The organism is Phenylobacterium sp. (assembly GCF_041919955.1).
Classification (GTDB): Bacteria; Pseudomonadota; Alphaproteobacteria; order Caulobacterales; family Caulobacteraceae; genus Phenylobacterium.
The window spans coordinates 96,438-115,793 of sequence record NZ_JAYRSU010000003.1 but is presented as its reverse complement, the minus strand read 5'-3'; the positions used below and the strand labels follow the sequence as shown (position 1 = coordinate 115,793).

At 69.2% G+C, this 19,356-nt stretch carries 18 protein-coding genes; 7 read left to right on the top strand and 11 right to left on the bottom strand.

The genetic code is table 11. From position 1 onward, the window contains the following. Positions 1–21 precede the first annotated feature (21 nt). Entirely contained in the window at positions 22–1,107 is a 1,086-nt protein-coding gene (pip, locus tag ACE3T2_RS03890; RefSeq protein ID WP_374654906.1) for a prolyl aminopeptidase, read from the top strand. On the opposite strand, the gene ACE3T2_RS03885 is transcribed toward pip, so the two are convergent. Next, positions 1,104–1,928: a hypothetical protein gene (locus tag ACE3T2_RS03885; RefSeq protein ID WP_374654904.1), complete on the bottom strand. Its 825-nt coding sequence runs from the start codon at positions 1,926–1,928 to the stop codon at positions 1,104–1,106. The two genes, pip and ACE3T2_RS03885, sit on opposite strands and share 4 nt — an antisense overlap. A gap of 88 nt (positions 1,929–2,016) precedes the next feature. On the opposite strand from ACE3T2_RS03885, the gene ACE3T2_RS03880 reads away from it, so the two are divergent. After that, a complete protein-coding gene (locus ACE3T2_RS03880; RefSeq protein WP_374654902.1) occupies positions 2,017–3,408 on the top strand; it encodes an SLC13 family permease in 1,392 nt (463 codons plus the stop codon). 15 nt (positions 3,409–3,423) lie between these two features. On the opposite strand, the gene ACE3T2_RS03875 is transcribed toward ACE3T2_RS03880, so the two are convergent. Further along, positions 3,424–3,792 carry a hypothetical protein gene (locus ACE3T2_RS03875; RefSeq protein WP_374654901.1) on the bottom strand — a complete coding sequence of 123 codons (369 nt, stop codon included), beginning with the start codon at positions 3,790–3,792 and terminating at the stop codon, positions 3,424–3,426. Positions 3,793–4,005: 213 nt separating this feature from the next. On the opposite strand from ACE3T2_RS03875, the gene arr reads away from it, so the two are divergent. After that, positions 4,006–4,407 (top strand): NAD(+)--rifampin ADP-ribosyltransferase, encoded by a 402-nt coding sequence (gene arr, locus ACE3T2_RS03870; RefSeq protein WP_374654899.1) that lies wholly within the window; start codon positions 4,006–4,008, stop codon positions 4,405–4,407. Positions 4,408–4,486: 79 nt separating this feature from the next. Here the strand turns inward: arr and ACE3T2_RS03865 are convergent, their stop codons facing one another. Continuing rightward, positions 4,487–6,802, bottom strand: a complete 2,316-nt coding sequence (locus tag ACE3T2_RS03865) for a TonB-dependent receptor (protein ID WP_374654897.1) — start codon at positions 6,800–6,802, stop codon at positions 4,487–4,489. Between the two features lie 257 nt (positions 6,803–7,059). On the opposite strand from ACE3T2_RS03865, the gene ACE3T2_RS03860 reads away from it, so the two are divergent. Further along, the gene (locus tag ACE3T2_RS03860; protein WP_374654895.1) at positions 7,060–8,004 is read left to right on the top strand and encodes a winged helix-turn-helix transcriptional regulator; all 945 of its coding nucleotides are present in this window, start codon (positions 7,060–7,062) and stop codon (positions 8,002–8,004) included. Between the two features lie 72 nt (positions 8,005–8,076). Beyond that, on the top strand, positions 8,077–10,065 hold the full coding sequence (locus ACE3T2_RS03855) for an OPT family oligopeptide transporter (RefSeq protein WP_374654893.1): 1,989 nt from the start codon (positions 8,077–8,079) through the stop codon (positions 10,063–10,065). Here ACE3T2_RS03855 and ACE3T2_RS03850 read toward each other — a convergent pair. From ACE3T2_RS03850 to ACE3T2_RS03825, 6 genes are all read right to left on the bottom strand, one after another. Continuing rightward, complete coding sequence (locus tag ACE3T2_RS03850) at positions 10,062–10,670, bottom strand: TetR family transcriptional regulator (RefSeq protein ID WP_374654891.1); 609 nt, start codon at positions 10,668–10,670, stop codon at positions 10,062–10,064. The two genes, ACE3T2_RS03855 and ACE3T2_RS03850, sit on opposite strands and share 4 nt — an antisense overlap. Beyond that, positions 10,667–11,500: a ChbG/HpnK family deacetylase gene (locus ACE3T2_RS03845; RefSeq protein WP_374654889.1), complete on the bottom strand. Its 834-nt coding sequence runs from the start codon at positions 11,498–11,500 to the stop codon at positions 10,667–10,669. The genes ACE3T2_RS03850 and ACE3T2_RS03845 overlap by 4 nt, the downstream gene beginning before the upstream one ends. A gap of 9 nt (positions 11,501–11,509) precedes the next feature. After that, the gene (locus ACE3T2_RS03840) at positions 11,510–12,781 is read right to left on the bottom strand and encodes a hypothetical protein (protein ID WP_374654887.1); all 1,272 of its coding nucleotides are present in this window, start codon (positions 12,779–12,781) and stop codon (positions 11,510–11,512) included. Next, entirely contained in the window at positions 12,778–13,722 is a 945-nt protein-coding gene (locus ACE3T2_RS03835; RefSeq protein ID WP_374654885.1) for a BadF/BadG/BcrA/BcrD ATPase family protein, read from the bottom strand. Before ACE3T2_RS03835 ends, ACE3T2_RS03840 begins: the two co-directional genes overlap by 4 nt. Before the next feature lie 263 nt (positions 13,723–13,985). Beyond that, the gene (fixJ, locus tag ACE3T2_RS03830; RefSeq protein ID WP_374654883.1) at positions 13,986–14,594 is read right to left on the bottom strand and encodes a response regulator FixJ; all 609 of its coding nucleotides are present in this window, start codon (positions 14,592–14,594) and stop codon (positions 13,986–13,988) included. Beyond that, positions 14,587–16,083, bottom strand: a complete 1,497-nt coding sequence (locus ACE3T2_RS03825; RefSeq protein WP_374654881.1) for a PAS domain S-box protein — start codon at positions 16,081–16,083, stop codon at positions 14,587–14,589. The genes fixJ and ACE3T2_RS03825 overlap by 8 nt, the downstream gene beginning before the upstream one ends. Before the next feature lie 132 nt (positions 16,084–16,215). On the opposite strand from ACE3T2_RS03825, the gene ACE3T2_RS03820 reads away from it, so the two are divergent. Continuing rightward, positions 16,216–16,905, top strand: a complete 690-nt coding sequence (locus ACE3T2_RS03820) for an alternative oxidase (protein ID WP_374654879.1) — start codon at positions 16,216–16,218, stop codon at positions 16,903–16,905. Positions 16,906–16,909: 4 nt separating this feature from the next. Continuing rightward, positions 16,910–17,278, top strand: a complete 369-nt coding sequence (locus ACE3T2_RS03815; RefSeq protein ID WP_374654877.1) for a response regulator transcription factor — start codon at positions 16,910–16,912, stop codon at positions 17,276–17,278. Here ACE3T2_RS03815 and kynA read toward each other — a convergent pair. Then, entirely contained in the window at positions 17,275–18,081 is an 807-nt protein-coding gene (gene kynA / locus ACE3T2_RS03810) for a tryptophan 2,3-dioxygenase (RefSeq protein ID WP_374654875.1), read from the bottom strand. The genes ACE3T2_RS03815 and kynA overlap by 4 nt on opposite strands. Then, the gene (kynU, locus tag ACE3T2_RS03805; protein WP_374654873.1) at positions 18,078–19,304 is read right to left on the bottom strand and encodes a kynureninase; all 1,227 of its coding nucleotides are present in this window, start codon (positions 19,302–19,304) and stop codon (positions 18,078–18,080) included. The genes kynA and kynU overlap by 4 nt, the downstream gene beginning before the upstream one ends. Between the last annotated feature and the right edge of the window lie 52 nt (positions 19,305–19,356).

Below are 19,356 nucleotides of genomic sequence, written 5' to 3'. Positions count from 1 at the left end.
ACCATAGTATCGGAGCGGCGCATGAACTTCTCGAACCTCCAGGCGACCAGCAAGATCACCGACGAGTGGGCCTATCCCCAGGGCGAGCCGAACCGCAGCGGCCTGCTCCAGGTCGACCACGGTCCCGACCACAAGCTCTACTGGGAAGAATACGGAAATCCGGACGGCGAGCCGGTGATGTTCCTGCACGGCGGCCCAGGCGGCGCCTGCGCCCCGGTCATGTCGCGGTTCTTCGACCCGGCCCGCTACCGCGTCGTCCTGTTCGACCAGCGCGGGTGCGGCAAGAGCGAGCCCACGGTCGCCTCGGCCGGGCCGAAGGTCGCCCTGACCAATAACACCACCGATCATCTGGTCGCCGACATCAACGCCCTGCGCGAGGCGCTGGGGATCGGCGGCAAGATGCACGTCTTCGGCGGCAGCTGGGGCAGCACGCTGGCCATGGTCTACGCCATCCGCCATCCCGAGCACGTCGCCTCGCTGATCCTGCGCGGCATCTTCCTGGGAACCCGGGAAGACCTGCTCTACATGTACCAGGGCAATGCGGCGGCGTTCGAGGATACGCCGTTCGAGCTGTCGGAACCCGGCTCGTACGTGACCTATCCCGACGAGTGGAAGGCTTTCGTCGAGATCATTCCCCCGGCCGAGCGCGGCGACATGATGGGCGCCTACAAGCGGGTCTTCGACATGACGCCCGCGAGCGAGGCGGAGCGGGAGCGGCAGCTGAAGGCGGCGCTGGCCTGGTCGGTCTGGGAAGGCACGATCTCGAACATGATCCCGGACAATTCGGACTCCGGGAAGTTCGGCGAGGCGGACTTCGCGCTCTGCTTCGCACAGATCGAGGCGCACTTCTTCGCCAACCAGCTGTTCCTGACGCCGGACTACATCGTGCAGAACGCCGGCAGGCTGGTCGGGATACCGACGCACATCGTGCACGGCCGCTTCGACCAGGTCTGCCCCCTGCCCCAGGCCTCGCGCCTGGCCGCGACCTTGACGCAGCTGGGCGCGCCGCCGGCCAGCTTCGTGATCACCAACGCTGGCCACAGCGCCATGGAGCGCGAGACCGCCCTGGCGCTGACGGCGATCATGGACGGCCTGCCGCGGATCTAGCCCCCGCGCCACTCGCTGAGCACCGCGCCGCCGGCGTCCTCGAAGGCGACGCGGTCGAGCACCACGGCAGCGACGCACACCGGGCGCTGGTCGGGCCCCTCGGCGCGGCAATGGATGGCCCGGCCGTCGTCGAAGGCGCCCAGTCGGCCTTCCAGGACGAGGCGATAGCCGGCGACCGGGGCGGTCGCCGGCTGGTCGCCGTCGCTGCGTAAGGTGAAGGCGTAGGCCCGGCCGCTGCGGCGGCCGAGGCGCGAACCGCCGTGCTCGAACACCGCCGCCATCCCGACCGTCTGGGCCGAAGCCTGCGGCGTCTCGCCCTCAGGCGGCGGCGTCCATTGGCCCGCGGGACAGGCTTCCTCCTTCAACCAGGGACGCGAGAGCCAGAAGCCCTCGACGGCCTCCCAATCGCCGGCGCCGGCCAGGGCGGACTCCTTCCAGTCCGCGGGCTTGAGAGAAAGCTCGATGGTTCTGCGGCTCTTGCCCCACGACCAGTTGGCGACTCCATCGGGCGCCTGTTCCGGCGCCGGTCCAAGGCAGCCGAAGGCCTGGCGGATCGTGAAGCGGCGGCCGGCCAGCCCCTGGCCTTGGGCGGGACGTCCGGCGGCGTAGTCCGCGGCGGCGGCTTCGATCGCCGACAGCAGGTCGGCGCGGCCGAGGGCGGGAGGCGGCAGCGGCGGCGAAGGTGGGGCGGTCGGGGGCGAGGCGGCCTCCACGGGCTTGGGCGCGGGCGCAGGCTCCTGACGCTGGCAGCCGGCGAGCGTCAGGCCGGCCGCCGCCAGCAGCATGGCGAGCGGGCCGATTTGCGGTGGCGATCCGGTCATGACGCCGACCCTAGCACGAGCTATCCGCCCGATGGCGCCGACGAGGTTGTGAATTGACCCGCGCCGCACGGCGCAGTCTGCAGGACCGATGACCTTTGATCAGATCGTGGCCCTGGTCGTGCTCGTCGGCGTCGTGGGGCTGATGATCCACGGCAAGATGCGCGCCGACGTGGTCGCCCTGCTGGGGGCCGCCGTGCTGCTGGTGCTGGGCGTAGTGCGCCCGGTCGAGGTGCAGGCCGCCTTCGCCAGCCCTGCGGTGATCGCCCTGGCCGGCCTGTTCGTCATCGCCTACGCGATCGAGATCTCGGGCCTGCTGGGCCTGATGATCCGCAAGGCGACGGAGTTCTCCAGCAAGGTCGGCGCCCTGGGCATCTGGGCGGTGATCGGCCTGTGCGGCTCAGTCGGCGGCTTCCTCAACAACACCCCGGTGGTGGTGCTGGCCGCGCCGGTCATCCGGGACGTCGCCCAGTCGCTGGGCCTGTCGCCCAAGCGGTTCCTGATGCCGCTCAGCCACGTGACGGTCATGGGCGGGCTGCTGACCCTGATCGGCACCTCGACCAACCTGCTGGTCAGCGACATGGCCCGCAACGCCGGCCAGCCGGTGTTCGGCCTGTTCGAGATCACCCCGGTGGGGTTCTGCATCGCCGTGGTCGGGGGGCTCTGGCTCTACTTCGTCGGCGCGCGCCAGCTGGGACGCGCCGCCGCCGAGGAGGAAGCCGAGGCCGCCCGGCTGGCCGAGGAGCAGGCGCGCCAGGAGAAGACGCGCCGGTGGCTGCGCCTGCCCTTCCGTTTCCCGCGCCTAGGCGAGGCCCGCAACCAATCCGACGGCTCAGGCGACGCGCGGCTGGGCGACGTCGGTCTCTACAGCGCCGCCGACCGGCCCTTCCAGCTGAGGCCGGCCCTGATCTCGCTGGGGGTGTTCGTGGCGGTCATCGCGGCCGCCGGCCTGGGTTGGGCGCCGATCGCCGCGGCCGCCTTCGCCGGCGCCGTGGCGCTGGTGCTGCTCAAGGTCATCACCCCCGACGAGGCCTATGCGGGCCTGCGCCCCGAGATCCTGCTGCTGATCGCCGGCATGGTGGTCGTCGGCACGGCCATGGAGGTCACCGGCCTGGCCACCGCCGGCGCGGAGCGGCTGATCGACGTCATCCGCCCGCTGGGACCGCTGGGCGCGCTGATCGTGCTCTACGGGGTGACGCTGTTTGCGACCGAGCTCTTGTCGAACGCCACGGTGGCAGTGCTGATGACGCCGATCGCGGTGGCCGTGGCCGAGAGCCTGGGCGTCAATCCGCGGCCTTTCCTGGTGGCAGTGATGATGGCGGCGTCGGCGGCGTTCGCCACGCCGTTCGGCTATCAGACCAATGTGCTGGTCTTCAACATGGCCCGCTACAGCTACATGGACTTCGTGCGCGTCGGCCTGCCGCTGAACCTGATCACCTGGGCGGCGGCGATGTTCGCGATCCCGGTCTTCTTCCCGTTCTGAGGACCACCGCCTGCGTCAGAGCAGCGGATGTCGCCAGCCCGGCAGGTTCGCCTCCAAGATTTCGGTCGCATCCATACAATTTGGCGCCGCGAGCGTCAGAAGCTCGTACATGAGTTCATCAGAAACGTACCCGCGAGCATGATGATAGAGGTGCTGAAACGACAAGCTGGACCCTGACAGACGAAGGTCGCGGATCAGCAGCCTAACCGCGTCGAGCTTGGTCAGCTCGCATATATAGTCCTCAGAGACCACGATATGCGCAAGTTCAACGGCGGCGCCTGCACAGCCCTTCAAGTACAATGCTTCAAGCATCTCTATCCCGATCTTCCTCACCTCGGGAGAAAGGCTGTCGCAACGTTCGAGCGCGCGTTCGAGATCGGTCACTGCGGACCCGCCATGCCGTTAGTCTCAGCCATTTGGCGATGGCAATTTGAAGGAACGAATAACGCGCGGGATATCGATATCCCCGCACGGTCGCCTTACTCGATTGGGATTTGGGCGTGAAAAACCTGAGTTCAAGAATTGGCGGGCGGCGAATTATGCGCAGTCTGTAGCGCCCTTGGGGCCGCCCGGCCCCTGTTCGGAGGGCCATCGACCATGACGACCACTCAAAAGCTGTATCACGGGACCAAGGCCGACCTGCGGGCCGGCGACCTGATCGAGGCCGGCCGCGCGTCCAACTACGGACAGCGCAAGGCGGCGGTCTTCGTCTATCTGAGCGCCACGCTCGATGCGGCGACCTGGGGCGCGGAACTGGCCCAGGGCGACGGGCCGGGCCGCATCTATGTCGTCGAGCCGACCGGGCCGCTTGAGGACGATCCGAACCTGACCGACAAGAAGTTCCCCGGCAATCCGACGATGTCGTACCGCAGCCGCGACCCGCTGAAGGTCGTCGGCGAGGTGAAGGACTGGCAGGGCCATTCGCCCCAGCAACTGCAGGCGATGCGGGACCATCTGGCCGAGCTCGACCGGCTGGGCGTCGCGGCCATCGAGGACTGAACGCGCACGAAAAAGGCCGCCTGCCGTTTCGGGCGGGCGGCCAGTTCGCGTGAGGCGGGGATCGCCCCAGGGAGGAGCGTCAGAAGTTGGCGCGCAGGGTGATCCCGTAGGTGCGCGGATCGCCCAGGAAGTCGGAATAGGAGCCGCTCTGGAACGTCGCCGGGATGCGGCGGCGGGCATATTCGGTGTCGAACAGGTTGCGGGCCCAGACCTCCACCCGCCAGCGGTCCTCGGGCGCCGACAGGCTGAGGCGGGCGTTGACCACCGTGTAAGCCTTCTGGATGCGCAGCGGGTCGAAACTGGCCAGGTACTGGTCGGAGACGTAGCGGGCGTCGGCATAGGCCGTGCCGGTGAAGCCGGTGTCGCCGATCGGGAACTTCCAGGTTCCCGAGGTGATCGAGGTCCAGGTCGGCGACTGCTCCATCCGCTTGCCGGCGAAGGTGACGTTGCCGGGATCGTCGGTGTAGCGGGCGTCGGTATAGGTGACGCCCTGGGTCAGGGTCGGGCCAGCGGTCGGACGCCAGGTCGCCTCGAGCTCGGCGCCGGTCGAGAGGGCCTCGGCCAAGCGGCGCACGCGGAAGGCGACCCCCGTGAACTCGACCAGCTGGAAACCCTTCACCGACTGGTGGAAGACCGCGGTGTTGATCCGCAGGCGGTTGTCGAACAGCTCAAGCTTCAGGCCGGCCTCGTAGGCGTCGGTGGTCTCCTCGCCGAAGGCCAGGTCCGAACCCTTGGGCGCAGCCGGCGTGGTGAAGCCGGCGCGGTCGAGGTTGTAGCCGCCCGACTTGTAGCCGCGCGAATATGAGGCGTAGGCCTTGGCGTGGTCGGTGAAGGCGTAGTCGATCACCGCCGTGCCCGAGAGCGCGTCCTCGGTCCGGCTGTCGGTGGCCGCGCCGGCGTCGGTCTTGATGCGCGTGTCCCAGAAGAACAGGCAGAAGGCGGCGATGCCGGTGGCGTCGCCCCCGGCCAGGGCCGCGTCGCAGGCGGGGTTGAAGTTGATCGACAGCACCGAGACGGACTTCTCGTTGCGGGTGTAGCGCAGGCCCGCGGTCAGGCCGAGCTTGTCGGTGACGTGCCAGGTGTTGTGGGTGAAGAGCGCGAAGTCGTCGCCTTCCTGCTCGGAGATGCCGCGCGCGCCGTCGCCGGGCTTCCAGGCCGCCAGGGTCGCGGGCTTGAACACGGCCGCCCCGCCGTAGAAGTCGGCATAGGAGGCGCCCATGCGGTAGGCGAAGTCCTGGAAGATCTCCTGGTGCGAGTAGTAGCCGCCGACCAGCCAGTCCAGCTTCGGGGTCGAACCCTGCAGCCGGACCTCCTGGGTGAACTGGGTGAAGCCCATCCGCAGGCCGTCCTTGTCGATGTAGCCGAGGTCGACGCCGCTGTGATCGAAGTCCTGGCCCCGGTTGGCCTTCCATTTGCGATAGGCGCTGATCGTGACCAGTTGGCCGAAGCCCAGGTCCCAGTCCATCTGACCGGAGAAGCCGAAGTCGGTCACGTCCTCCTGGTTGATGCGGCCGGGGGTGATGGCGGCCTCGCGCTCGTAGGGATCGACCGCGCCGCTGTTCTTGTAACCCTTGGCGACCGCCAGGGCCTCGACCCGCGGGAACACCGCGCCGCGCCGGGACAGAACGGCCGCGCAGCAGTCTTCCTTGCGGCGGGTGAAGTCGGCGATGAAGTTGAAGCGCAGGTTCTCGGTCGCGTCGACCCGCACCTTGGCCCGCAGGAAGGCGCGGTTCATCTTGTTGATGTCCTGGCCGCTGTTGACTTCGTCCAGCAGGCCGTCGCGCTTTTGAAGGATCGCCTCCAGCCGCATGCCGACGCCGTCGCCGATGGGGCCGCTGATCCCCGCCGCGCCGCGGATCCAGTTGTAGTTGCCGTAGGTGCCTTCGGCGTAGCCCTCGAACCGGTCCATGTTCGGACCGGGCGTGACGATGTTCACCAGGCCCGCCGAGGTGTTGGAGCCGTAGAGCGTGCCCTGGGGCCCGCGCAGGACCTCGACCCGCTCGATATCGCCGAGTTCCGACATGGCCACGCCGGTCCGGGCGCGGACCACGCCGTCGATGACCACGCCGACCGCCGATTCCAGGCCCGGATTGGTCGAGATGGTGCCGATGCCGCGGATGCGCAGGCTGGAATCGGAGTCGCCGCCAGGGGTCTGGGCGTTGAGGCTGGGCGCCAGGCTGACCATGTCGCGCAGGTCGCGCACGCCCGAAGCCTTGACCTGGGCCCCGCCGATAGCGGTGACGGCGAGCGGCACGTCGATCAGCGCTTCCTCGCGCTTGTTGGCCGTGACGATGACTTCTTCGACTTCCTGGGCGCTCGCCGCACCGGCCGCCAGGGCCGTGGTCAGAGCCAGCACCGAAACCGCACGCAAACGCAGACGCTTATCGAACGCCACGACAACCTCCCCTTTTGCTTCTCTTTGGGCGCAGATCCGCACGCCCGGGCGCGGCCCATTCCCGCACCAAGCCCTTGGATTTTCACGCCTCGGGCCTTTACCCGACGTCCGATTCAGTAGGTTGCGAAAAGAGACTGGTCAAGACTTTTGAAAAGAGACTAATTGTACTCGCGTTCTGCGGGCAGTCGCCTCGCCTTTCGCTAATCCCGACTGGACAGCGCGGGAGGCCAGGGCTAGGCCTGGAAGCCAGGAGAGCCATGGCCCGCACCCGCAAGATCGTGAAAAGCTCAGTCCATCGGGCGCTGAACCAGATCGGCGACCGCTGGAGCCAGCTCATCATCCAGGAAGCGTTCCGCGGCGCCTCGCGGTTCGAGGAGTTCCGTGCGCGCACCAATGCGCCGCGCAACACCCTGTCCTCACGCCTGCGCGGGCTGGTGGCCAACGGAATCCTGGAGCAGCGCGCGGCCAAGGAAGGCGGCGCGCGGCAGTCCTATCACCTGACGCCCATGGGCCTGGACCTCTACGACTCGGTGCTGATCGCCTGGACCTGGGGCATCCGCTGGGACGCGACGGCGCCGAACGGCCCGGCGGGCCTGATCCATACCGAATGCGGCAAGCCGATGCTGCCGACCATGGTCTGCCGTCACTGCGGCGGCGACATCTCGCTGCACGCCTGCCGCCACCACGAAGGCCCCGGCGCCGGCATCGAGGAGATGGAGGTGACCCGCCTGCATCGCCGCCGCCAGTCCGCCTCGGACGACGCCGCCCCGCCGATCGCCGACGTGGTGGACATGACCGGCGACCGCTGGACGGGCTTGGTCATCTCGACCCAGTACTTCGGCATCCACCGCTTCGACGATATCCAGTCGGCGCTGGAGATCGCCACCAACATCCTGACCGACCGCCTGCGCGTGCTGGTGGCCAACGGTGTGTTCGAGCGCCGGCTCTACGAAATGTCGCCGCCGCGCTACGAGTACTGGCTGACCAAGAAGGGCAAGGACCTCTATCCGCACGCCCTGGCGCTGCTGCTCTGGGCCGAGAAGTGGCTGTTGAAGCCGGGCGAGGAGCCGCCGATCATCGTCACCCACCGCCAGTGCGAACAGCCGGTGGACGCAGCCGTGGTCTGCAGCGAATGCCGCAAGCCGCTGACTCCCGAAAACGTCACCGAGCGCCGGGTCAAGGACCGCAAGGCCGTCGCCTGACGCCGCCGCTGGCGCGAGGCGGCGCGATCTGCCACCACTGACCGATCGAACATCGCCACGGGGGAGTCGCCGATGGACGCGGACGGCAAGCGGGTCGAACTGACCCTGCGCGGGCTGGCGCTCGGATGCCTGATCACCGTCGTCTTCACGGCGGCAAACGTCTATCTGGGCCTGCGGGTCGGCCTGACCTTCGCCTCGTCGATCCCGGCGGCGGTGATCTCGATGGTGGTGCTGCGGGGGCTGAAGACCTCGACCATCTGGGAGAACAACATCGTCCAGACCGTCGCCTCGGCGGCTGGGACGCTGTCCTCCATCATCTTCGTCCTGCCCGGCCTGGTGATGGTCGGCTGGTGGACGGGCTTTCCGTTCTGGACCTCGTTCTCGATCTGCGTGATCGGCGGGGTGCTGGGCGTGATGTACACGATCCCCCTGCGCCGGGCGCTGGTGACCACCTCGGACCTGCCCTATCCCGAAGGCCGCGCGGCGGCCGAAGTGCTGAAAGTCGGCTCCGGCTCGCGCGGGTCGGGCGGCGGCGCCGAGGCCAAGGCCGGGCTGAACGCGGTGATCCTGGGCTCGATCGGCTCGGCCCTCGTGGCCGCGGCGGCCGGCATGCGGGTCGTGGCCGGCGAGATCGGCTTCTGGTTCCGCCCGACCCCAACGACCGCCACCGGCGTGGCAGGAGGCCTGCAACTCGCGCTGATCGGCGCAGGGCACCTGATGGGCGTCGCCGTCGGCGTGGCCATGCTGGTCGGCTCCATCATCGCCTGGGGCGTCGCGGTGCCGATCATGACCCACCTGCATCCCGTGGCTGGGCCGGCGGCGGAGGTCGCCCAGTCCGCCTGGGCGCCGAACGTGCGCTTCATCGGGGCCGGCGCCATCGGGGCCGCCGCGATCTGGACCCTGGCCAAGCTGGCCGCCCCTGTCTGGGTGGGGCTGATGGGCGCCATGCGCGCTTCGGACCTGCGCGCCCATGGCCAGGGGCAAGCTCTGCCCCGCACCGAGCGCGACATCCCCATCTGGATCGTCGGGGCGGTGATCCTGGCCAGCCTCGTGCCGCTGGCGGTGCTGCTCTACGACTTCCTGGCGGCCGGGCCGCTGGAGCAGGTGATCTTCCCGCTGATCGCCGGCGGAGTGCTGTACGTGGTGCTGGCCGGGTTCTTGGTGGCCGCCGTGTGCGGTTACATGGCCGGGCTGATCGGATCGTCCAACAGCCCGGTCTCGGGCCTGGCCATCCTGTCGGTGCTGGGCGCCTCGCTGCTGCTGGTGGCGCTGGCGGCCAACACGGTCGGGCCGACCGGCCACGCGGCCCTGGTCGCCTACGCCCTCTTCGTCACCGCCGTGCTGCTGAACGTGGCGACCATCGCCAACGACAACCTGCAGGACCTGAAGACCGGCCAGCTGGTCGACGCCACGCCCTGGAAGCAGCAGGCGGCGCTGGTGGTCGGCGTGGTCGCCGGCGCCTGCGTGATCCCGCCGATCCTGGACGTGCTGAACAAGGCCTTCGGCTTTGCGGGCGCGGCCAACCTCAACACCATCTCCGACCAGCCGCTGGCCGCGCCACAGGCGGTGCTGATCTCGACCCTGGCCAAGGGCGTGATTCAGGGCGACCTGCCCTGGCGCTTCATCGGGGTGGGGATCGGCCTCGGCGTCGTGCTGGTGATCGTCGACGAACTGCTGCGCCGCACGAAGACGTACAGCCTGCCGCCGCTGGGCGTCGGTATCGCCATCTACCTGCCGCCGGCCGTCACCCTGCCAGTGGTGCTGGGGGCGTTCGTCGGCTGGCTCTACGACCGCAAGGTCGCCAAGGGACCCCATGGCCCCGCCGCCCAGCGCCTGGGCGTGCTGCTGGCGTCTGGCTTCATCGTCGGCGAGAGCCTGTTCAACGTGGCGCTGGCCGGGCTGATCGTGGCCAGCAACAACCCCTCGCCCATCGCCGTGGCGCCGGCCGAGTTCCCCGAGCAGACCATGTGGCTGGGAGCGGCGGCTGTCGCGGTGCTGGTCTGGGCGCTCTACGCCTGGGGCGAGATGACCGCCAAGAAGCTGCCGCTGGACGAGGGCTAAGGCGGCGACAGCCGGGCGATGACGCCCTCGACATAGGCGCGCATACCCCCGGCCATGGAGACCGCGCCATCGCTCAGCAGCCACTGCAGGCGCAGGCCGTCGAGCACCGCGGTCATATTGGCGGCCTCGACCGCTGGGTCGAGGTCCGCGCGCAGGTCGCCGGCCGCCCTCGCCTCCTCGAAGGCTCCCGCCAGCAGGGCGCGGAAACGCTCGTAGCGCTGCACGAAGTAGCGGTTGACCTTGGAGTCCTCCTGCAGGTGCTCGGCCGACAGCGTGACGTCGAGGGCGGTGAGGACGGGGTCGGCTTCCAAGTCCGCGCCGAACTCGGCCAGGCGGCGCAGCAGCGCCAGGCCGCGGCGGGCGCGGACGGGGGCCAGCGCCTGGTCCTGCTCGGCGTCGCCAGCCTCGATCACCGCCAGCAGCAGGTCGTTCTTGGTCGGGAAGTGATAGATCAGCCCAGCGTCCGTCAGGCCCGCCTCCTGGGCGATGGCGGCCAGACTGGCGCCCTTGAAGCCCTGGCGCGCGAAGAGGCGGCGCGCGGCGTCGAGGATCGCCGCCCGGCGGGCCAAGCCCCGCGGCTGGCGCGTGCCCGCGGGCGCGTTCACCGGCCGGCCCTCTGGAGATCGCGCAGGGGGCGGAAACTGATCGGCTTGAACCCTTGATCGGCGACGAAGGCGGCCATCGCGGGGTCCATCGCCACAGCATGGTCGTCGATGCGGATCTGCGGCTCGCGCTTGTCGTAGCCGCGCAGTTCCGCGCCGTCATGGACCGGATGCAAGTTCACCTCGGCCACGCCAGGGGCGAGCTTCGGCAGGACCGAACGCATCAGCTCGCCAGTCGGGCGCCCCCACTGGGAAACGAACTCGTCATTGAAAACCACCCCGGCGGCCGCAGCCCGGGCACGGCCCGGAAAGCCGATCCTGGCCTCGATCGCCGGTCCGACCATGCGCAGCGGCAGGGCGAATTCGAGCGCCATCTCGACATAGACCTCGAAGAAGCGCGGATCGACCTGATTGGTCCCCATGTGCGAGTCGATGTGGGTGACGTCGACGCCCCAGGCGAGGGCCTGCTCGATCTGAGCCCTGCACTCGGCGCGCACATCCTGCACGCTCGCCCGGGCGAAGACCTCGGAGATGGTCGCGGGCAGGAAACCATCGGCGTCGTGCAGGGAGGCCGAGCCGGTCAGCGAGCGCCAGCGATAGCCGGGATATTCGCAGGTCAGGGTCAGGTGGACGCCGAGGTCGAGGCCGGCGAAGAGGCCGACCGCTTCGCGCGCCCAGGCGCAGGGGACCATCAGGGTGCCGCTGGTGGCGATCCCCGAGGTCATGGCCTCCAGGCAGGCCAGGTTCGCGGCGTGGCTGGAGCCGACGTCGTCGCAGTTGAGGATCAGCAGGCGGTCGTCCGGTGCGTAGCCCAGGCGTTCGACGAGGCTCATGGCGGTCCCTTACCGATAGTCCAGGCCGTGGGCGGCCAGCAGATCGTCCAGCATCGGCGCCGCGACGTCGATGTCGCCGACCAGAGGATGGGCCAGCAGCGCCTGGAGCGCCGCGTCGCGGCTGCGGCTCACGGCGGCCTGGACGGTCAGGCTCTCGTGCGCCTTCACGGCCTGCACCAAGCCGCGCCAGGCCAGCGGCATCTCACCGACCGGCAGGGCTCGCGCGCCCTGGGCCCCGACCTCGCAGACCGCCTCGATGGCGGCATCGTCCGGCAGGCCGGCGACCGCGCCGCGGTTCAGCGTACTCATCACGATCTTCGATCCCCGATCCTCGAGAATGGCCTCCAAGGTGTCGAAGGTGACGCCGCTGTAGCCTTCGCCGCCGCGCTGGATCAGGGCCGGCGGCTTGGAGCAGACCGCCGGGTCGGCGGCCTGGGCCAGGACCTGCGCCTCGATGTCCATGACCGCCTGGGCGCGGGTGCGCTCGGCGCCCGCCATGGCCGCGAACTCCGCGCGGCGGTGGAAATAGAGATCGCCGTACTTCTCGACCGGAATGGCGCCCAGCAGCGGGGCGATCTTCAGGGCCGAGGCGAAGAGGCCGTCGTTCGTCGCATGCCGGGCGTGCAGGTGGTCGATGGCCGCCCGCGTCACGTCCTGACCGCCCGCGGTGATCCGGTGCACGAAGCCGAGGTGGTTGAGGCCGACGCTGGCGATTTCCACCTCGCCGAACGGCTCGGCCAGCAGGCCGCGCAGGCGGTGCTGCAGCAGCGGGATCGACGAGCAGAGGCCGAGCAGGCGCGCGTCGGTGTGGTTCAGCACCGCCTCGGTCACCACGCCGCTGGGGTTTGTGTAGTTGAGGATGAAGGCGCCCGGGGCGACCTCGCTGATCGTGCGGGCGACTTCGATCATCACAGGGATGGTGCGCAGGGCCTTGAACATGCCGCCCGGGCCGGTGGTCTCCTGGCCGATGACGCCGTAGCGGAGGGGAATGGTCTCGTCGATCTGGCGCGCGGCCATGCCGCCGACGCGGATCTGGGTTACGACGAAGTCCGCGCCGCGGGCGGCCTGCGCCAGGTCGACGCTCTCACGCACCTCGATCCGGCGGCCAGAGGCCTGGACCATGCGGCGCGCCAGGCCCGCCATCACCCCCAGGCGCTGGGGATCGCTGTCGGTCAGGCTGATCTGGGCGACCGAGAGGCCGGGTCGCTCCAGCACGCCCTCGATGATCTCGGGCGTATAGCTGCCGCCGGCGCCGACGATACAGAGGACGATGGATCTCACGAGGCGGGCTCCAGGGCGGCGAGCTTGGCGAAGAGGTCGGATGGATCGGCGCCGCAGCCGTGGGCGGCGAGGACGAGGGCGCCGCGCTCCGGCGGCAGGGCGATAGGGGCGAGCCGTGCATCGGGCGCGCAGGCGACCAGCCGCTCGCCCAGCAGCCGCTGGAAATCGGCCCCGCCCAGGGCGATGACGCCGCCGCCGAAGGCCGCCTCGAACGGTCGGCCGATCCGCTCGCCCATGACCCGCATGGTCAGGACGTAGTCGTCGGCGGCCTGAGCCACGAGCCCGGCGGCGGCCGGATCGCCGGCCCGCCATGCCTCGAACACCACCGAGGCGATCGCGGCGCGGACCGTGCGGGCGTTCGGATCGCGGAACGCCCATTCGGCGAAGCGTCCCGGCTCGACGCCGCAGCGGACGAGCACGCGGTCCTTCAGCCGCGTCGGCTCGGCGCGCCCGTCGATCATCCGTGCGGTGAGCGCGAAGGCTGCGCGGCGCAGGTCGAAGACCTGGGCGACGTCGAGGCTGTCGAAGATCGCCTCGCCCCCGAAGTCGGATCGGTACGCCGTGGTCACGCCGGTGCCGTGCTGGAATAGCGCCGAGGCCGGCGCGGCCGAGGCGCCCCAGAGCGCGACCAGACCATCATTCACCAGGTCCAGGCGGCCCTCCAGCTTGAAGCGGGCGGCGATCAGTTCGTGCTGCTGGGCCTGCTCGTCGGCGTAGTCGACGCCGCTGAGGCCGAGGGCGACGCGCTCCACCTGGTCCAGCCGAACGCCCGACTGCTCGGCCAGGCGCGCCAGCACCCGGCCGACGACCTTGTAGAATCGCAGATCCGGCAGGCCGACGATCGCCGCGCCGATGTCGCGGACCTGGGCCAGCACCCTGCCCTGGCGGTTGCAGAGCGCCGCGGCCGTCTTGCCGCCGCCGCAGTCGATGCCGATGAACACGCGAGCCGATTCCTAGTGAGCACTAGGAATAATATCTAGCGACCGCTAGGTTTTCTCGCAAGCCGGCGTTCGGGGCCTCCGTAAGTCCCCTTAAGGAGCACTCACGAATTTCGCCGACGCCCGGCAAGCGCGACCGTGGGCTCAGCAAAGGAGAGCCCGATGTCCTTCGAAACCCTCTATCTCGGCCTGGTGGTCGCGGCCTTTTCGGCCTTCGCCCTGACGCTGGGCGGCGTATCGGTCTGGAGCGCGATGGGCGGCAAGCGTTAGGCGCGCTCAGCCCGCATGGCCATGCGGACTAGCTCCGACAGGCTGGCCGCCTTCATCTTGGTCATGACGTTGGCGCGGTAGATCTCGATGGTGCGCGGGCTGATGCCCAGGTCATAGGCGATGACCTTGTTGGCGTGGCCCGCCACCAGGCCTTCCAGAACCTCGCGCTCCCGCCCCGACAGGGACGCCAGGCGCGTGGCGATTTCAGCCGCTTCGGCCGCCCCCTGCCGGTCCTTCTCGCCGTCCGCCAGGGCGGTGCGGATCGCCGACAGCAGGGCCTCGTCGTCGAACGGCTTTTCGATAAAGTCGGCGACCCCGGCCTTCATCGCCTCGACCGCCAGCGGCACGTCCGCGTGGCCGGTGATCATCACGATCGGCAGGGCGAAGCCCTGAGCCTTCAGCCGTCGGACCAATTCGATGCCGGTCATTTCCGGCATGCGCACGTCGGTGACGACGCAGCCGCCCTTCACCTCCGGCAGGGCTTCCAGGAACGCCACCGCCGATTCGTAGGTGCGCGACCGCAGGTCGGCGGTCTCCAGCAGGAACGACAGCGAATCCCGCACGGCGGGGTCGTCGTCGATCACGTGCACCAGGTCTTCAGCCATCGAGTTCCTCGGCTCCCACGCTACGCAGGGTGAAGTTGAACGTCGCGCCGCCGCCCGGCGTCTCCTCCACCCAGATCCGCCCGCCATGCGCCTCGACGATGGTGCGCGAGATGGACAGGCCCACACCCATGCCATGACGCTTGGTCGTGATGAAGGGCTGGAAGAGATGTTCGGCGACCTCGGCGCTCACGCCGGGGCCCGTATCGGCGACGATGATCCTCGCCATGTCTTCGCCGTCCGGCCGCACGGCGATGCGCAGTTCGCGGCGCGGGCTCGCGTCCATCGCGTCGATAGCGTTGCGGATCAGGTTCAGGATCACCTGCTGGATCTGGACGCGGTCGGCCAGCACCAGATTGACCTCGGGGTCGAGGTCGAAGGCGACCCGCACCCCATGCTCCTTGGCGCCGACCAGGGCCAGGGCTCCGGCCTCCTCGATCAGCTTGGGCAGGCTTTCGACCCGCCGCTCGGTCTCGCCGCGGGAAACGAAGTCGCGCAGGCGGCGGATGATTTCCCCGGCGCGCAGGGTCTGCTCCGAGGCCTTGTCGAGCGCCTCGGCCAGGCGCTCGCGCGGCACGTCCTCGTTGGTCAGCAGGCGCAGCGAGCCGCGCAGGTAGTTGGCGATGGCCGACAGCGGCTGGTTCAGTTCGTGCGCCAGCGTCGAGGCCATCTCGCCCAGGGCGGTGAGGCGCGAGATGTGCACCAGCTCGGACTGCAGTTCCTGCAGCCGCGCCTCTGTCTCCTGGCGCTCGGTCAGGTCGCGGACGAAGCCGGTGAAGAACCGGCCGCCCTCGGTTCGCATCTCTCCGACGGCCAGTTCCATGGGAAAGGTCGAGCCGTCCTTGCGCTGGCCGACCACGACGCGGCCGATGCCGATGATCCGCCGCTCGTGCGTGCGGTAGTAGCGCTCCAGGTAGCCGTCATGCGCCTCGCGGTGCGGCGCGGGCATCAGGATCTTGACGTTCTGGCCGATCACCTCGTCCCCCGCCCAGCCGAACAGCCGCTCGGCGGTGGCTGAGAACGACTGCATGACGCCCTGCTCGTCGATGACGATCATGGCGTCGGGCACCGTGTCGAGGATCGAGCTGAGGTGCGCCTCGCGCGCGGCGAGGTCGCGGTTGACGGCGATCGCCTCGCGGCGGGAACGCTGGAAGGATTCCCCGCCGGCGATCACCGCGCAGGCGACGGCGGCGAAGACCAGGGCGCTGGCCGCGTCGGCGTTGCTGAAGGCGTGGTCGTGAAGGGCAAGGAAGAGGCCGGCCGCCAGTCCCAGGATCGCAGCGAGGCCGCCGGGGATCAGGCCAGCATAGGCCGACGCGACCACAACCGCCGGCACGAAGACCAGGAAAGCGACCTGATCGCCCAGCACCGGCTTGAGGACGATGTGGGCGGCCGCGCCCGCCAATGCCCCGAGCACGGCCAGCAGGGCGCCGGTCCAGAGCTGTTGCAGGGTTATCCTCCGGCTCCAGGCGAAATTGCTCAACCGCTTCATACCCGATCGGTCCCGCCGTAGAGGCTAAGGGATACCCCTTACGAACAAGACACGGATGTCGTCCAGCGGAGCGCGGGCGTAGTTCCTTCTCCATGCCCAGCCCCATCGCGGCGGCCAAGTAGGACTCCGGACATGACCCCTCCCCTCGTCGACACCTCCGTGCACCATCGCCCGACCGGCGTCTCAGACACCGTCGCGTTCGGCTTCGTGAAGATGCTTCGATTCTTCGCCGACACCTTCTTCGCCAAGCGCTATGGCCACCGCGCGGTGGTGCTGGAGACCGTCGCGGCGGTGCCGGGCATGGTCGGCGCCACCCTCACCCACCTGAAGTGCCTGCGCCGCATGTGCGACGACCGCGGCTGGATCAAGACGCTGATGGACGAGGCCGAGAACGAGCGCATGCACCTGATGACCTTCATCGAGGTCTGCAAGCCGACCCTGTTCGAACGCTTCGTGGTCGTGGCGGTGCAGTGGGTGTTCTACCTGTTCTTCTTCGGCCTCTACGTCGTCTCCCCGAAGACTGCGCATCGCGTGGTCGGCTACTTCGAGGAAGAGGCGGTGATCAGCTACACCCACTACTTGGCCGAGATCGACGAGGGCCGCAGCGAGAACGTGCCCGCCCCGCAAATCGCCAAGCGCTACTGGGGCCTGCCCGAGACCGCGACCCTGCGCGACGTCGTGCTGGTGGTCCGGGCCGACGAGGCGCACCACCGCGACGTGAACCACGGCTTCGCCAACGAAATGGTGGGCCTGCCTCAGACCGCAGTCGCGCCCTGTCCGCCGCACCAGGCGCTGGAGCCGACCTGGAAGGCGGCGGCCTGATCCTATGGTCGGCGACTCGCTCTTCCTGGTCGATGACGACGCGGCCGTCCGCCGGGCCCTGAAGTTCGCCTTCGAGCTCGACGGATACCGGGTCGAGACCTTTCCCGACGGCGAGAGCCTGGCGCGCTGCGCCAGGCTTCCAGCCGACCACGCCTGCCTGATCGTGGACTACGAGCTGCCGGGAATGGACGGACTGACGCTGATCGAAGCCCTGCGTCGGCGTTCCGTGCGTCTGCCCGCAGTGCTGATCACGACCAACCCGACGGCGCAGGTCCGTCGGCGCGCCCAGGCCGCAGGGGTGGACATCGTCGAAAAGCCGCTGCTGTCGGACGCCCTGGGCCGGGCGATCGAACAGGCGGTCGCGCCCCCCTAGAGCGTCGTGCGAACCTGGAAAAGTTCTGGAAAGAACGAACCTTCCAAGGCTTTCTTGAGGTACGCCGCGCCGGCGCTGCCGCCGGTGCCGCCCTTGAAGCCGATGATCCGCTCGACGGTCTTCAGGTGGGCGAAGCGCCACTGCTGGAAGCGGAACTCCAGGTCCACCAGCTTCTCGGCCAGTTCATAGAGATCCCAGTGCTCGTCCGGGTCGCGATAGACGGCGGCCCAGGCCGCCTCGACAGCCGGGTGGGAGACGTGCGGCGTGCGCCAGTCGCGTTCCAGCAATTCGGACGGGATGGCGAAGCCGCGCCGCGCCAGCAGGCGGACCGCTTCATCGTAGAGGCTGGGCTCGGCCAGGGCCGCGCTCAGTGGCGCGTGGACCTCGGTCCCCTCATGGACGCGCAGCATGGAGGCGTCCTTGGCGCCCATCAGAAACTCGAGCATCCGGTACTGAAACGACTGGAATCCCGAGCTTTGTCCCAGGTGCGGGCGCAGCGCGTGATAATCGCTGGGCGTCATGGTGCCGAGCACGTCCCAGGACTGGATGAGCTGACCCTGGATACGACTGACCCGGGCGATCATCTTGAAGGCCGGGCCCAGATCGTCGGCGCGGATGTGCTCGCGCGCGGCGCGCAGTTCGTGCAGCGACAGCTTCAGCCACAGCTCGGAGGCCTGGTGGATGACGATGAACAGCAATTCGTCGTGCTCGTCCGACCGCGGGTTCTGGGAGGCCAGCAGGGTGTCGAGGCCCAGATAGTCGCCGTAGCTCATGGCCGGCGGGGTGTGCAGTTTGTCGCTCATGTGACGGCGGAGACCTCGTGGAAGCGGGGATCGCGCCATTGTTCCGTGCCCATGACGTCGGCCAGGATGTCGACGGCGTCCCAGACGTCGACATAGCGCAGGTAAAGCGGGGTGAAGCCGAAGCGCAGAACTTCCGGCGCGCGGAAGTCGCCGATGACGCCACGGGCGATCAGGGCCTGCATGATCGCGTAGCCGGCCTCGTGGGTCAGGGCGACCTGACTGCCGCGGCCGGCGGAGTCGCGAGAGCAGCCGAGGCCGAACTGCGGGCAGCGTTCCAGCGCCAGGTCGATGAAGAGGTCGCCGAGGGCGCGGGACTTGGCGCGAACCTGGCCCATGTCGACTCCGTCGAAGGCCTCCAACGCCGCCTCCAGGGCCGTGAGGCCGAGCACAGCCGGCGTGCCGCAGAGGCCGCGCAGGACGCCTGGCGCGGGCGTATACTCGTCGTGGAACGCGAAGGGCGCGGCATGGCCCATCCAACCGCTGAGCGGCGTCTTAAAATCACCCTGCAAGTGCTTGGCGATGAATAGGAACGCCGGCGCGCCGGGCCCGCCGTTCAGGTACTTGTAGCCGCAGCCGACCGCCAGGTCCGCGCCGCAACCGTTCAGGTCCACGGCCAGTGCGCCCGCCGAATGGCTGAGGTCCCACATCGCCAGGGCGCCGACCGCATGAGCCCGGGCCGTCAGGGCCGCCATGTCGTGCAGCCGGCCGCTCTTGTAATGGACGTGGGTGAGCAGCAGCAGGGCCACGTCCTGGTCCAGCGCCGCCTCCAGGCCCGCCGGCTCGACCACGCGCAGCTGCACGTCGCCGATCAGGTCGCGCAGGCCCTGGAGGACGTAGAGGTCGGTCGGAAAGTTGCCCGGCTCGGTGACGATCACCTTGCGGCCGGGCCGCAGCTTCAGCGCGCCGGCCGCCAGCTTGAAGAGGTTTACCGAGGTCGAGTCGGCGGCGATCACCTCGTCGGCCGCCGCGCCGATCAGCGGGGCGATCCGGGCGCCCACCCGCTGAGGCAGATGGATCCAGTCGGCGGTGTTCCAGCTCTTGATGAGGTCGCGGCCCCATTCGTTCCGCACCGCCGCCTCCAGACGGGGCGGGACATTGCGGGGAAGCACGCCCAGCGAATTGCCGTCGAGATAGATCACCCCGTCCGGCAGGTCGAACAGCTCGCGGCGGCCGCAAAGCGGGTCCTGCGCGTCGAGGTCCTGACAGTCTTCACGAGTCAACATGTCGCCGCTCTATCCGCGAACGACGACCTCCGCCAGGGCCCTTCCCGCTTTG